The sequence below is a fragment of the Paenibacillus sp. FSL H3-0286 genome (assembly GCF_045040705.1).
Taxonomy (GTDB): Bacteria; Bacillota; Bacilli; order Paenibacillales; family Paenibacillaceae; genus Paenibacillus_AQ; species Paenibacillus_AQ odorifer.
In genome coordinates this window covers 91,189-106,343 of record NZ_CP150285.1, presented here as the reverse complement: position 1 = coordinate 106,343, position 15,155 = coordinate 91,189, and the positions used below count along the sequence as shown (strand labels likewise).

Below are 15,155 nucleotides of genomic sequence, written 5' to 3'. Positions count from 1 at the left end.
GGACATTTAAAACAAGCCTATTAATTCACGAAATATTGAAATTCAAAAGGTGTTTCTCTACAATATATAAGAAACCATCCACATCTTATGCACATATAAACAAATTATTAAAGTCCGGTGTGTACAAAAATGTGTATAAGTAGGCTGTTATCCACAGAGTTATGCACATTTTGTTAAGAACGAATATTTGTTCGTTGTACAATGGTTACAGAAGAAGGGAAGATGATCTTGAATATTAAAGCCAATGAATCGCCAGAAGATATACAAGCGGTTCATGAATATTGGATGAGGCAGGCGATCGCAGAAGCACGTAAAGCTGAGGCATTAGGTGAGGTTCCTATTGGCGCTGTCATTGTTCGACATGGTGAAATTATAGGACGTGGATACAATTTACGAGAAACGACAATGGATTCGACAGCCCATGCAGAGATGGTAGCCATTCGCGAGGCCAGCAATGTCATGAATTCTTGGCGTCTGCTGGATTGCCAGCTGTACGTCACCCTAGAACCTTGTCCGATGTGTGCAGGAGCAATAGTGCAGTCCAGAGTGCCTCTCACGGTATATGGAACGCCTGACCCTAAAGCTGGATGTGCCGGGACCCTCATGAACTTGCTTGAAGAGCCGCGATTTAATCATAGAACTGAGGTAATACAGGATGTTTTACAAGAAGAATGTGCAGATCTACTCACCTCCTTCTTTCGCCGTTTACGTAAAAAGCCAATTAAACAAAAGGAGGACTCCTAAATGACCCTTACTCTATATCATACCTCTCAAGGGATCTATATTTCTCCACTTGAGCTTAAGGATGCACAAAGCCTGCTGGAGCTTCGTTTAAATAACCGGTTAACCCACGAACCGTTTGAGCCAAAACGTGATGAGCACTTCTTTACCCTGGAGAGTCAGCAACAGATCATCAATCAGCGTATTGAGGACGCCCTACAGGACAGAGCTTATATGTTCGGCATTTATCTGCTGGATGGACAGCTAATCGGTCAGATCACATTGTCCAACGTCTCACGAGGTGTAGCACAATATGCTGATTTAGGATATTTAATGGATCATCGGATGCAAGGACAAGGTTATATGACAGCAGCGGTCGGATTAGTCCTTGGCTATGCTTTCCGAGCCTTAGGTCTACATAGAGTTCAGGCAGCTATTTTATTGCATAATGAAGCTTCCCGAAGAGTCCTGGAGAAGAGTGGGTTTAAACCTGAAGGGGTTGCCCGTCAGTATCTTAAAATAAATGGACAGTGGCAGGATCACCAAACCTACGCAATCTTAACTGAAGATGTGCTGACAGAGGAACAGAAATAGGATTCTGCATTGTCGCAGGAATCAGCGCTACTTTTTTCCTAAAAAAAGACCCGCATGGGCGTATAATATACGCCTCATGCGGGTCTTTATCTTGCGAACTGGGATTAATAAGTTCCCAAACCACCGAATTCTTCTCCAAGTTGATCCATTGTAATTACATCATCACCTTGAGGGATACCAATCTTGAATACCGGCTTTTCGTTGATCTTGCTGTATTGGCCCGTTCCATTTACTGAGAAGGCCACTTTTGTGCCATCTTCCGGATCATTTACTTTAACATCCATCAATAAATCCTGATACACAGCGTATCCGTCCTTATTGATCGCAGTATTATAGTGGAACTGGTTGATGGTAAGGTACTTATCAAGATCAGCTAAGCCCTTATCCAATTCAGTTCTAGCTTCACCTGATGTCAGTTCTTCTTTAGCCTTAGCTAGATCTGCATCTTTAATCTGCAGCATATCCTTGTATTCTTCCTTGCTTACGATATCAATGATTTTTGGCAGGGCATTATTCACCAAGATAGTGATTGCTTCTTTAACATTATCGTTAGTCACTTGGAACTGAACGACTTGTTTAGCTTCCACACCTTCTGGTAAATTAGCATCTTTGGGATCAATCTCGTTAAAATATTTTTCTTCGTCATATTCAGCTAGGACAGTGTCCACCACTTCATTAGACAGCTTCTGCATTTTTTGAGTATCCATCGTACTTGGGTTAAATTCTGCACCCTCCTGCTCTGCCAACGCCTTCAGATCAACCTCTACAAACTTATTGAGGATCGTCTCAGGAATCGGTACGAAAGGAATAGATGGAATCTTAACATACAACTTCTCGGCAGTCATTACCATAGGAACATTAAAGCTCATGCTCATATCGCCTTTCAGATTCAGAACCATAGTTAGTTCTGTCTGCATTGGCTCTGCTTGATATACCCCATCAATGGTAATATCAGCATTCTTAAGCATACTAAGTACCTGTGTAGTCATTGCAGCAGATTCAGCGTCAGAGGTCTCGATCGTAAGATCGTTGATCGTGAATTTACTCTTCATCTCATAAGATGACATTGTAGTCGCTTTAGTAGCGGCTGATTTTAAGGCCTCTTTTGGCGCCTCCTGTTTACTTGCACATCCCGGCAGAATTACTGCTGCTGTAAGCAGCAATGCAGCGGCCGACAAACCCCACTTTTTGTTCATTATTGTTCTCCTCTCCCATTGTAAAAGAAATCTCTCCCCCTCCTATGATAAACCATTTGTAAAAATCAAGAAACACTTCTTTAAAATTCTTAACGTTTTTATTTGTTAACCTTGTGGATTATGGTGGTCAACATGGTTCGCTTGTTTCACCTTTTTAGAACCTGAAAGCGGTTCTGGACCTGAAGGAGCATGGTCTTTTCTCCGCTCACCACTTGTTGGCTCTGCCCCAGGAACAGGGATACTTTTTGGTTTCGACATTTTCATTCCTCCTAAGGATTGGTCAAGTTCTGAAGAGCCTGAGCACATTCATGAATTTGCCGTGAGTATTGCTGTGCCAGCTGCTGTACGGCATCGCTACGCTCATCAATATGGAGACCGCTCTGTTCCACATCCAGCAGATCCACTGCCACTTCTCTGCTATCTACATACTTGCAGCGAAAATCCAGTGAATAGCCTTGATGACCTGCCGCATTAAAATGAATCAGCAAGCTATTCGGATCCCCATTATCCGCCAGCACACTGAAACTATCCCCATCATCCATCAACGCCGGCAAGCGCTCCTGCCAGGCTGAGACAAGCTTATGCTGATCAACTTCTAATGATCTATCCATGATTATGATCATCCTCCTTCTCTAATACATTGCGGAGAAATGAAGCTTTTTATTCTCAATAGAACTGGGTCTACCAAACAAAACAAAAAACCGTCCCCCAGAGGGAACGGTTTCTATCTAATTATTCTTTAAGTTCATAAAGGAATGGCGGAGAGGATGGGATTCGAACCCATGTGGGCTTGCACCCTAACGGTTTTCAAGACCGCCCCGTTATGACCGCTTCGGTACCTCTCCAAATGCATTTAAATTTCACATGCATTAGGATTGTACCATACAATGCAAAGAAAAAGCAACTATATCTTTAAATAGTTTTTGGTTGTATCGATTTTACATTGCGCATATAAGGTTGTAGGCATTCTGGAATCAGAACACTGCCATCCTCTTGCTGATAATTCTCAAGAATTGCAGCAACCGTACGTCCAACAGCCAAAGCAGAGCCGTTCAGCGTATGAACAAATTCAGGCTTCGATTTTGGATCCTTACGGAAACGAATATTTGCCCGGCGTGCTTGGAAGTCTTCTGTATTTGAGCAAGAGGAGATCTCACGGTACATCCCACTCTCAGGCAACCACACTTCCAAATCATACGTCTTAGCCGATGTAAAGCCCATATCAGCCGTACATAACCCAAGTACACGATAAGGCAGTCCCAACAGCTGCAGCACACTTTCAGCATCTGCTGTCATTTTTTCTAATTCCTCATAAGAGGATTCAGGGGTGGTGAGCTTCACCAACTCTACCTTGTTGAATTGATGCTGGCGAATCAAACCGCGAGTATCACGGCCCGCCGAGCCCGCCTCAGAACGGAAACAAGAGCTGTAAGCTACATGGTATTTAGGCAGGTCAGCTGCCGTTAAAATCTCTTCGCGATAGTAGTTCGTTACCGGTACTTCAGCTGTAGGAATCAAATAGTATTCGGTATCCCGCAGCTTAAACAGATCCTCTTCGAATTTAGGCAGTTGTCCTGTACCATACAAGCTGTCTTTGTTCACAATGTAAGGCGGCAGCATTTCCTCATAGTTATGCTCACCACTGTGAAGATCCATCATAAAGTTAATCAGCGCCCGTTCGAGACGTGCTCCGAGTCCTTTATAGAAAACAAACCGGGATCCTGTAACCTTTGCTGCAGCTTCAAAATCAATAATATCAAGCTGCTGCGCAAGCTCCCAATGTGATTTCGGAGTGAATCCGAACTCTTTGGGCTCCGACCAGCGGCGTAATTCAACGTTATCATCCTCAGACTTCCCTACTGGAACTGAATCATGAGGAATATTAGGGATATTCATAGTAAGATCAGCAATCTGAGCTTCCAGTTCACGTACTTCATCATCAAGCTCTTTAATTCGGTCAGACACTGTACGCATTTCTGTAATTAGATCATCTGCTGGTTCGCCGTTCTTTTTCTTTTTCGCCACTTCACCTGAAACTGTATTACGACGGTTCTTAAGACCTTCGGTTTCTTGCAGTAATTCACGTCGACGCAAATCAAGTTGTGGAAAATCAGCAATTAAGTCCAGTGATTTGCCCCGTTTTTCTAAAGCCTCTTCCACTCTTGCGTAATCACTACGTAGTATTTTTACATCTAACACAAAGTTTCCCTCCTGAAAACAGCCTAAACTCTTTCAAAATGCTGATTACAGCTTTGAAAGAGTCAGGATGTTCTTTATATGCGATTTTGTTGTTGGACTTCCCTATTCGCCTCTACCATATCGGCAAAATATTGGTGCAGTCTGAAATCATCGGTCAGTTCTGGATGAAAAGAAGACACCAGCAAGTTGCCTTCGCGCGCGGTTACAATCTCATCATTATAGACGGTAAGCACATCAACTCCCGGTCCTACCTCGTTGATAAGCGGTGCACGTATAAACACAGCACGAACCGGCTCATCAATGCCTTTAACCTCCAGATCACATTCAAAGCTTTCCCGTTGGCGGCCGAATGCATTCCGGGCTACGGTAATATCCATTAGCTCCAAATGCCCCGGTTCACCACCGGCAATTTTTTTGGCCAGCACGATCATACCCGCACATGTGCCAAAAATAGGCTTACCCTGATCAGAAAAATCACGGATGGCTTCTATGAAGCCATATTTCCGCATTAGCTTTCCAATCGTTGTACTTTCTCCGCCGGGGATAATCAGGCCTTCAACCTCTTCTAGCTGCTCCACACGCTTGATAGGCACGCCTTCTGCACCGGTCTTCTCTATACTAACAATATGCTCCGTAACAGCGCCTTGCAGCGCCAATACTCCTATCTTCATCCTACAACCTTCTCTCTATTAACGGCCACGCTCCGACATACGTTCAGCCGGGGTGAGAGTTGCAATATCAATCCCCTTCATTGGTGCACCAAGGTTCTTGGATACTTCAGCAATCAGTTTGTAATCAGTATAGTGTGTAGTGGCTTCAACAATCGCACGCGCAAATTTCTCAGGATTGTCCGATTTAAAAATACCCGAGCCTACGAATACACCATCAGCACCCAAATGCATCATAAGAGCAGCATCTGCAGGAGTAGCTACACCCCCAGCGGCAAAGTTAACAACCGGCAGTTTGCCAAGCTCATGTACTTCGAGCAACAGCTCGTAGGAAACTCCCAGGTTCTTTGCTTCATTATATAGCTCGTCCTTGGACAAATTCGTTACTTTACGGATTTGACTGTTGATAAAGCGCATGTGACGCACGGCCTCAACAATGTTGCCTGTTCCTGGTTCACCTTTTGTACGAATCATGGAGGCACCTTCGTTAATACGTCTCAGTGCTTCTCCCAGATCCTTCGCTCCACATACAAAAGGAACGGTAAATTCATGTTTATCAATATGGAATACTTCATCAGCAGGAGTAAGAACTTCACTCTCATCCAAGTAATCAACACCCAAAGATTCTAGAACTTTCGCTTCTACATAATGGCCGATACGAGCCTTAGCCATAACAGGGATACTTACCACCTTGAGAACCTCTTCTACAATTGTAGGATCGGCCATCCGTGCTACACCGCCAGCTGCACGAATGTCAGAAGGTACGCGTTCCAGAGCCATAACAGCAACTGCACCAGCAGCCTCAGCAATTTTTGCTTGCTCTGCATTCATGACGTCCATAATGACGCCGCCTTTTTGCATTTCTGCCATGCCTCTTTTAACTCGCGATGTACCTGTTTCCATGTCCTAACCCCCCGAATGATCTATCTTAATCTAACTTGTAATTTTACCCCAATGAAGGGAAATCTACAACCCATTTACTCGGATTTACTGCTGATTTCGACACCAAACTGCATTAGAACAAGTTCTTGATCCCTGAAAATAAATCACCGAAGAAATCGCCAATCGCTCTAAGGAACAACTTGAACCAGCCAGCCTTCTCAGCTTCCTCTACTGTGATCAGATTAACTGTTTTCTCCTGTGCTGCTTGCATGCCTTCAGCCTTGTAGGAATAGGTAACTTTACCTACTTTAGAGGATTGAGCTATAGGAGCAACCAAAGTTGCAGGGTCATTTGTTACAACAGTTGTAGTAACTTCAGGAGAAACCGTTCCCTTAGGAACAATGAAAGAAACTCCTTCATCAGTAACTATAGAAACATCTTTATTCTTGCCTTTCAGTACCGGAACTGTTTCCGTGCCAGCAATAACAGCCTTCGGAGCTACAACCTGTTTGATTTCAAAGTTGTTAAACCCGTAGTCGAGCACTTTTTTTGTTTCTGTGAATCGATGTGCCTCTGAATTAGCACCCATAACAACACTGATTAGACGCATTCCATCACGCACAGCAGTACCGGTAAAGCAGTTACCTGCATTTGTGGTATGGCCAGTCTTCAGTCCATCTAGACCTGGATAAGCATATGCCTTAAAGTTGGGAATACTTTTGTTAGCTTCCAGCATCCAGTTGTAGTTAATGATCGGCGCTGTATCCCGATCACGGAATTTATAAGACTGAATCGTTGTAAATTCAGTGAAGTCCGGGTGGTCAGTAACTATAAATTTAGCAAGAGTAGCTGCATCTCTAGCTGACATTACAGTCTCTTTATCAAGATCAGGACGGAATTTCTTCGGCATGTCTGCCCGATCAAGTCCGGTTGAGTTAATAAAATAGGTATTTTTCATGCCCATCTTCTGTGCAGTCTGATTCATTAGTTCTACAAATTGTTCTTCTGAACCCGATACCAATTCTGCCAAAGCAACTGTGGCATCATTCGCCGATCCAACGGCCATCGCTATGTATAGCTCTTTAACCGTATGTTCATCTCCAGCTGCCAGAAAAATTCGTGATCCGACCTGTTTGGAAGCATTCTCTTGAATGATAACTTTCTGATCCCAAGAGATGTCTCCTTTTTTCACGGCATCAGATACAAGATATTCAGTCATCATCTTGGTCATACTCGCAGGTGGGAGTGGTGTATCTGGATTTAGAGCCATAAGTACTTGGCCTGTAGTTGGTTCTATTAGAATAGCAGAACTCAATTCCAAGTTAAGAGATTCCACAGAAGGGATCTTAACTGCGTTGGTCTTGGGTGCAGTTTCAGTAGCAGTTGCGGCACCTTCGGTTGTAACCGGAGTTTTGCCCGCTTCAGCCAATGCTGGAATTACAGGGTTCATTAACATATTTAAAAGCAGACCTACAGTCGCTGTCTTAATTACAATTTGCTTACCATTAAATTTTCGTTTGTGCTTCAATGATTACGACTCTCCTTTAAATCTCATATCAATAGCTTGTTCTATTCTAACACAGGGGTACCCGCAAAAAAAGACAGACAGGACGAAATAGTCCTGTCTGTCCAAAAAATAATACGGTTAGTCCATTATACGGAATAGTTTGGTGCTTCTTTTGTAATTTGCACATCATGCGGGTGGCTTTCACGAAGTCCAGCACTTGTGATGCGAATGAAAGAAGTATCGTTACGCAGTTCTTCCAATGACTTCGTACCGCAATAGCCCATACCTGAGCGCAATCCGCCGATCAATTGATGAACAGTGTCAGAAAGAGGCCCTTTAAAAGCAATACGTCCCTCAATTCCTTCAGGAACGAGCTTTTTATCATCATCTTGGAAATAACGGTCTTTACTGCCTTGTTTCATGGCACTCATGCTGCCCATACCACGATATACTTTAAATTTACGGCCTTGATAAAGCTCAGATTCCCCTGGGCTTTCTTCTGTACCCGCAAACATACTTCCCATCATTACAGCATGAGCACCAGCTGCGATAGCCTTAGTGATCTCCCCAGAATACTTAATACCGCCATCAGCGATAATAGGAATTCCGTACTCGCGAGCAACTGTCGCACAATCATAAATGGCTGTAACCTGTGGTACGCCGATACCAGCGATAACGCGTGTTGTACAGATCGATCCTGGTCCAATACCTACTTTAACTACAGATGCACCAGCTTCAATAAGTTCACGGGTTGCTTCGCCTGTAGCTACGTTACCAGCAACAATCGTAAGATCAGGATACAACTCACGAATTTGGCGAACCGCTTCAATAATATTAATGTGGTGACCATGTGCAGAATCGACTACAATCAGATCCACACCAGCTTTTACTAATGCTGCAGTACGTTCGAAGGTGTCTTTAGAGATACCAACAGCTGCTCCAACAAGTAGACGGCCATGTGCATCTTTGGCTCCGTTAGGGAATTGAATAGCTTTTTCAATATCCTTAATGGTGATGAGACCCTTAAGAATATTATTCTCGTCCACAAGGGGAAGCTTCTCGATCTTATGACGTTGCAGGATACCTTCTGCTTCCTGAAGGGTTGTACCCACAGCAGCTGTTACAAGATTCTCATGTGTCATAACTTCTTTAATTTGAATATTGAAATCATGAATAAAGCGTAAGTCTCTATTAGTCAGAATACCGACAAGTTTATTGTCACTGTCTACAATCGGCACTCCGGAAATGCGATATTTACCCATTAAAAGCTCTGCATCAGATACCATGTGTTCTGCCGTAAGTGAGAATGGATTCGTAATAACTCCGCTCTCGGAACGCTTCACACGATCTACTTCTTCCGCTTGCTGCTCTACAGGCATATTCTTGTGTATAATCCCGATGCCACCCTCACGAGCAATTGCAATGGCCATGGCTGCTTCTGTGACTGTGTCCATACCTGCACTCATAAGTGGAATATTCAACTTCACATTCTTACTTAGAACTGTGGTCAAATCCACTTCTTTAGGCAGTACCTCAGATTTACGCGGAACCAGCAGCACATCATCAAAAGTTAGACCTTCTTTACCAAACTTATCTTTCCACACCTGGGTCATTCCTCCTCGGTTGTTTTAAATTATACCCGCCTACAAACTTTATGAAAGAAGAACCTTTGACTCCAGTCCATTCACGACAGACAATTCTGTACATCTGGGGGCTGAACAAGTGTAGATCTTCAATTAAGGTTTGAGATGCTTATCCAAAAATATATTATTGCCATCTTAGCAAAGGGCATTTGGACTGTCAAGAACATTACATCATCAGAGTAGGTATTCAAAAAACGGCCGCCGAGTAAGCGAATTATTGGACGTTAGTCCGTGCTGGGCGGACAATTTAGTGTGTAAAAAATTCACAATGCATCTCTGTTCACCTTTTAAGCCACGCTTATCTCCATCTTAGTATCTCAAAATATAGCCTAATGAATTCTTTATTTACATAACAAAAAGACCACTGTCGATTACTCAACAGTGGTCTTGCGTGCTTGGCAACGTCCTACTCTCCCAGGACCCTTCGGTCCAAGTACCATCGGCGCTGGAGGGCTTAACGGTCGTGTTCGGGATGGGTACGCGTGGAACCCCTCCGCTATCGCCACCAAACATGCGTCTGTGAAACAGACGCTGCCGCGTGAAATTCGGTTCATCACCAGAAGTGACAATGAATTTCTAAGCGTGTTACAGGCTTGATGCCTGAAAACTGAATCCGAAACGAATCTGCATTCTACGTATAGGATAAGCCCTCGACCGATTAGTATTGGTCAGCTCCATGCATTGCTGCACTTCCACCTCCAACCTATCTACCTCGTCGTCTTCAAGGGGTCTTACTAATTGGGAAATCTCATCTTGAGGGGGGCTTCACGCTTAGATGCTTTCAGCGCTTATCCCGTCCGTACGTAGCTACCCAGCCATGCTCCTGGCGGAACAACTGGTGCACCAGCGGTACGTCCATCCCGGTCCTCTCGTACTAAGGACAGCTCCTCTCAAATTTCCTGCGCCCACGACAGATAGGGACCGAACTGTCTCACGACGTTCTGAACCCAGCTCGCGTACCGCTTTAATGGGCGAACAGCCCAACCCTTGGGACCTACTTCAGCCCCAGGATGCGATGAGCCGACATCGAGGTGCCAAACCTCCCCGTCGATGTGGACTCTTGGGGGAGATAAGCCTGTTATCCCCAGGGTAGCTTTTATCCGTTGAGCGATGGCCCTTCCATGCGGTACCACCGGATCACTAAGTCCGACTTTCGTCCCTGCTCGACTTGTAGGTCTCGCAGTCAAGCTCCCTTATGCCTTTGCACTCTGCGAATGATTTCCAACCATTCTGAGGGAACCTTGGAACGCCTCCGTTACTCTTTAGGAGGCGACCGCCCCAGTCAAACTGCCCGCCTGACACGGTCCCCGTACCCGGTAAGGGCACTAGGTTAGAACCTAGATACGATCAGGGTGGTATCCCAACGGCGCCTCCACCGAAGCTTGCGCTCCGATTTCTACGGCTCCCACCTATCCTGTACAGATCGTACCCAAATTCAATATCAAGCTGCAGTAAAGCTCCATGGGGTCTTTCCGTCTTGTCGCGGGTAACCTGCATCTTCACAGGTATTAAAATTTCACCGGATCTCTCGTTGAGACAGCGCCCAAGTCGTTACGCCATTCGTGCGGGTCAGAATTTACCTGACAAGGAATTTCGCTACCTTAGGACCGTTATAGTTACGGCCGCCGTTTACTGGGGCTTCGGTTCATAGCTTCGGGTTACCCCTAACCACTCCCCTTAACCTTCCAGCACCGGGCAGGCGTCAGCCCGTATACTTCGCCTTGCGGCTTCGCACAGACCTGTGTTTTTGCTAAACAGTCGCTTGGGCCTTTTCACTGCGGCCCCCTCGTGCTATTCACACTACCGGGGCACCCCTTCTCCCGAAGTTACGGGGTCATTTTGCCGAGTTCCTTAACGAGAGTTCTTCCGCGCGCCTTAGAATTCTCTTCTCGCCTACCTGTGTCGGTTTGCGGTACGGGCACCTTCTCCTGGCTAGAGGCTTTTCTTGGCAGTGTGAGATCATGACCTTCGCTACTACAATTTTCGCTCCCCATCACAGCCCAGCCTTAATGATGTGCGGATTTGCCTACACATCAGCCTCACTGCTTAGACGGACATCCATCAGTCCGCGTCACTACCCTCCTGCGTCACCCCATCGCTCATAGCGGATTACGGTGGTACAGTAATTTCAAACTGTTGTCCTTCGACTACGCCTTTCGGCCTCGCCTTAGGTCCCGACTTACCCTGAGCGGACGAGCCTTCCTCAGGAAACCTTGGGCTTTCGGCGGATCAGATTCTCACTGATCTTTTCGTTACTCATACCGGCATTCTCACTTGTGTAGTGTCCAGCGCTCTTTTCAGTACACCTTCAACCCCTACACAACGCTCCCCTACCCCAGATACATACGTATCTAGCCATAGCTTCGGTGGTGTGTTTAGCCCCGTTACATTTTCGGCGCAGAGTCACTCGACCAGTGAGCTATTACGCACTCTTTCAATGGTGGCTGCTTCTAAGCCAACATCCTGGTTGTCTGTGCAACTCCACATCCTTTCCCACTTAACACACACTTGGGGACCTTAGCTGATGGTCTGGGCTGTTTCCCTTTTGACAATGGATCTTAGCACTCACTGTCTGACTCCCGGCAATAAGTATATGGCATTCGGAGTTTGACTGAGCTTGGTAATCCTTGCGGACCCCGCACCCAATCAGTGCTCTACCTCCACTACTCTTATACCGAGGCTAGCCCTAAAGCTATTTCGGGGAGAACCAGCTATCTCCGAGTTCGATTGGAATTTCTCCGCTACCCCCACCTCATCCCCGCACTTTTCAACGTACGTGGGTTCGGGCCTCCAGTGCGTGTTACCGCACCTTCACCCTGGACAGGGGTAGATCACACGGTTTCGGGTCTACGTCCACATACTAATTCGCCCTATTCAGACTCGCTTTCGCTGCGGCTCCACCTTCTCGGCTTAACCTTGCATGTTAAACGTAACTCGCCGGTTCATTCTACAAAAGGCACGCCATCACCCATTAATAGGGCTCTGACTTTTTGTAAGCACACGGTTTCAGGTTCTATTTCACTCCCCTTCCGGGGTGCTTTTCACCTTTCCCTCACGGTACTGTTTCACTATCGGTCGCCAGGTAGTATTTAGCCTTAGCAGATGGTCCTGCTGGATTCATACGGGGTTTCACGTGCCCCGCACTACTCGGGATCCGTCTCGGAGAGAACACAGTTTAGGTTACAGGGCTTTTACCTCTATCGCGGGCCTTTCCAGACCTCTTCACCTACCATATTCCTTTGTAACTCCATGTGAGACGTCCCACAACCCCTAAGAGCAAGCTCTTAGGTTTAGGCTGTTCCGCGTTCGCTCGCCGCTACTGACGGAATCACTATTGTTTTCTCTTCCTCAGGGTACTTAGATGTTTCAGTTCCCCTGGTCTGCCTCTACATTTCCTATGTATTCAGAAATGAGTAACTGCGAATTACCACAGCTGGGTTTCCCCATTCGGACACCCCCGGATCAAAGCTTGCTTACAGCTCCCCGAGGCAGTTTCGTTGTTCGCCACGTCCTTCGTCGGCTCCTGGCGCCTAGGCATCCTCCGTGTGCTCTTATTAGCTTAACCTTGATTCTTCCGAAGAAAAATCTCACTAATAACATTTACTTGTTTGCACAAGTTGCTAAAAGATGTTCTAAAACGCAAATTCGTTTCGGTATCCAGTTTTCAAGGATCAAGTCTTACTTGAGAGCTTAAACTCTCAAAACTGAGCAACGAGTGAGTAACAGGCCTAAACCTGAGTTTTGGAAGCTTAGCTTCCGATTTGAATGTTCTCATTGCAGAGAACGATTCTCCATAGAAAGGAGGTGATCCAGCCGCACCTTCCGATACGGCTACCTTGTTACGACTTCACCCCAATCATCTACCCCACCTTCGGCGGCTGGCTCCCTTGCGGGTTACCCCACCGACTTCGGGTGTTGTAAACTCTCGTGGTGTGACGGGCGGTGTGTACAAGACCCGGGAACGTATTCACCGCGGCATGCTGATCCGCGATTACTAGCAATTCCGACTTCATGCAGGCGAGTTGCAGCCTGCAATCCGAACTGAGACCGGCTTTGATGGGATTGGCTCCACCTCGCGGCTTCGCTTCCCGTTGTACCGGCCATTGTAGTACGTGTGTAGCCCAGGTCATAAGGGGCATGATGATTTGACGTCATCCCCACCTTCCTCCGGTTTGTCACCGGCAGTCACTCTAGAGTGCCCAGCATTACCTGCTGGCAACTAAAGTTAAGGGTTGCGCTCGTTGCGGGACTTAACCCAACATCTCACGACACGAGCTGACGACAACCATGCACCACCTGTCTCCTCTGTCCCGAAGGCCGCTGCTATCTCTAGCAGATTCAGAGGGATGTCAAGACCTGGTAAGGTTCTTCGCGTTGCTTCGAATTAAACCACATACTCCACTGCTTGTGCGGGTCCCCGTCAATTCCTTTGAGTTTCAGTCTTGCGACCGTACTCCCCAGGCGGAGTGCTTACTGTGTTAACTTCGGCACCAAGGGTATCGAAACCCCTAACACCTAGCACTCATCGTTTACGGCGTGGACTACCAGGGTATCTAATCCTGTTTGCTCCCCACGCTTTCGCGCCTCAGCGTCAGTTACAGCCCAGAAAGTCGCCTTCGCCACTGGTGTTCCTCCACATATCTACGCATTTCACCGCTACACGTGGAATTCCACTTTCCTCTTCTGTACTCAAGCCACCCAGTTTCCAGTGCGACCTCAGGTTGAGCCCAAGGTTTAAACACCAGACTTAAATAGCCGCCTGCGCGCGCTTTACGCCCAATAATTCCGGACAACGCTTGCCCCCTACGTATTACCGCGGCTGCTGGCACGTAGTTAGCCGGGGCTTTCTTCTCAGGTACCGTCACTCCGATAGCAGTTACTCTACCGGACGTTCTTCCCTGGCAACAGAGCTTTACGATCCGAAAACCTTCATCACTCACGCGGCGTTGCTCCGTCAGGCTTTCGCCCATTGCGGAAGATTCCCTACTGCTGCCTCCCGTAGGAGTCTGGGCCGTGTCTCAGTCCCAGTGTGGCCGTTCACCCTCTCAGGTCGGCTACGCATCGTCGCCTTGGTGGGCCGTTACCCCACCAACTAGCTAATGCGCCGCAGGCCCATCCCTCAGTGACAGATTGCTCCGTCTTTCATTCTTCTCTCAGGAGAAAAAAGAAATTATCCGGTATTAGCTACCGTTTCCGGTAGTTATCCCAGTCTGAAGGGCAGGTTGCCTACGTGTTACTCACCCGTCCGCCGCTAAGTCACTTTGAAAGCAAGCTTTCAAAGTGACTCCGCTCGACTTGCATGTATTAGGCACGCCGCCAGCGTTCGTCCTGAGCCAGGATCAAACTCTCCAATTAGTATTGAAAAGAGCGATATGCTCATTTTGAAACATCTGACGAGAAAATTAATTCTCTAATTTGGATTTCACTTGCGTGATTTCCTACTCACTCGTTGTTCAGTTTTCAAAGATCAAGTTCTCGTTGGCGCCGTTTAATGTCTCAGCAGCAACTCTTATACTATATCATGTTCGGCTATTTAATGTCAAGCTCTTTTTTTAACTTCTTTTTCGAGCTCGGCATGTGTACTTCTTGGCCGGACTTAGAATATATCATGTATGGAGTTGCATTGCAAGAGTTTTTTTGAAACTAATATTAAATCTCTACATTCTATAGGAGCGATGAAGTGAAAGCACTGCTTCTAATCAACAGTAGCTGAGAGAACTGCCCTTAGACAGCTCCCTTAAGCCCT

The 15,155-nt window shown here is 46.4% G+C and carries 10 protein-coding genes, 1 tRNA gene and 3 rRNA genes; 2 read left to right on the top strand and 12 right to left on the bottom strand.

The genetic code is table 11. The features are described from left to right. Positions 1–222: 222 nt before the first annotated feature. Together tadA and MHB37_RS00490 are read left to right on the top strand one after the other, a co-directional pair. Positions 223–744 carry a tRNA adenosine(34) deaminase TadA gene (gene tadA / locus MHB37_RS00495; RefSeq protein WP_076130386.1) on the top strand — a complete coding sequence of 174 codons (522 nt, stop codon included), beginning with the start codon at positions 223–225 and terminating at the stop codon, positions 742–744. Further along, a complete protein-coding gene (locus MHB37_RS00490; protein WP_076309188.1) occupies positions 745–1,314 on the top strand; it encodes a GNAT family N-acetyltransferase in 570 nt (189 codons plus the stop codon). A 104-nt stretch (positions 1,315–1,418) separates the two neighbouring features. On the opposite strand, the gene MHB37_RS00485 is transcribed toward MHB37_RS00490, so the two are convergent. The 12 genes from MHB37_RS00485 to MHB37_RS00430 all read right to left on the bottom strand — a co-directional run bounded on the left by MHB37_RS00485 (position 1,419) and on the right by MHB37_RS00430 (position 14,764). Then, positions 1,419–2,510 (bottom strand): hypothetical protein, encoded by a 1,092-nt coding sequence (locus MHB37_RS00485; protein WP_076130388.1) that lies wholly within the window; start codon positions 2,508–2,510, stop codon positions 1,419–1,421. A gap of 105 nt (positions 2,511–2,615) precedes the next feature. After that, positions 2,616–2,768, bottom strand: coding sequence for a small acid-soluble spore protein P (locus MHB37_RS00480; protein WP_036679976.1), 153 nt, complete (start codon positions 2,766–2,768; stop codon positions 2,616–2,618). Between the two features lie 11 nt (positions 2,769–2,779). Then, on the bottom strand, positions 2,780–3,121 hold the full coding sequence (locus MHB37_RS00475; RefSeq protein ID WP_036679977.1) for a hypothetical protein: 342 nt from the start codon (positions 3,119–3,121) through the stop codon (positions 2,780–2,782). Between the two features lie 145 nt (positions 3,122–3,266). Next, positions 3,267–3,355, bottom strand: a tRNA-Ser gene (locus MHB37_RS00470). Between the two features lie 67 nt (positions 3,356–3,422). Continuing rightward, positions 3,423–4,709 carry a serine--tRNA ligase gene (serS, locus tag MHB37_RS00465; protein WP_038568043.1) on the bottom strand — a complete coding sequence of 429 codons (1,287 nt, stop codon included), beginning with the start codon at positions 4,707–4,709 and terminating at the stop codon, positions 3,423–3,425. Between the two features lie 74 nt (positions 4,710–4,783). Next, entirely contained in the window at positions 4,784–5,380 is a 597-nt protein-coding gene (gene pdxT / locus MHB37_RS00460; protein WP_076130391.1) for a pyridoxal 5'-phosphate synthase glutaminase subunit PdxT, read from the bottom strand. A gap of 18 nt (positions 5,381–5,398) precedes the next feature. After that, positions 5,399–6,280 carry a pyridoxal 5'-phosphate synthase lyase subunit PdxS gene (gene pdxS, locus MHB37_RS00455; RefSeq protein WP_036679980.1) on the bottom strand — a complete coding sequence of 294 codons (882 nt, stop codon included), beginning with the start codon at positions 6,278–6,280 and terminating at the stop codon, positions 5,399–5,401. Positions 6,281–6,392: 112 nt separating this feature from the next. Next, positions 6,393–7,787: a D-alanyl-D-alanine carboxypeptidase family protein gene (locus MHB37_RS00450; RefSeq protein WP_076187220.1), complete on the bottom strand. Its 1,395-nt coding sequence runs from the start codon at positions 7,785–7,787 to the stop codon at positions 6,393–6,395. Positions 7,788–7,912: 125 nt separating this feature from the next. Beyond that, a complete protein-coding gene (gene guaB / locus MHB37_RS00445) occupies positions 7,913–9,370 on the bottom strand; it encodes an IMP dehydrogenase (RefSeq protein ID WP_036679982.1) in 1,458 nt (485 codons plus the stop codon). Positions 9,371–9,802: 432 nt separating this feature from the next. Beyond that, positions 9,803–9,919, bottom strand: a 5S ribosomal RNA gene (gene rrf, locus MHB37_RS00440). A gap of 128 nt (positions 9,920–10,047) precedes the next feature. Further along, a 23S ribosomal RNA gene (locus MHB37_RS00435) occupies positions 10,048–12,974 on the bottom strand. Between the two features lie 232 nt (positions 12,975–13,206). Next, positions 13,207–14,764: ribosomal RNA gene (locus tag MHB37_RS00430) — 16S ribosomal RNA — on the bottom strand. The 16S, 23S and 5S rRNA genes sit together here, the layout of an rRNA operon. Between the last annotated feature and the right edge of the window lie 391 nt (positions 14,765–15,155).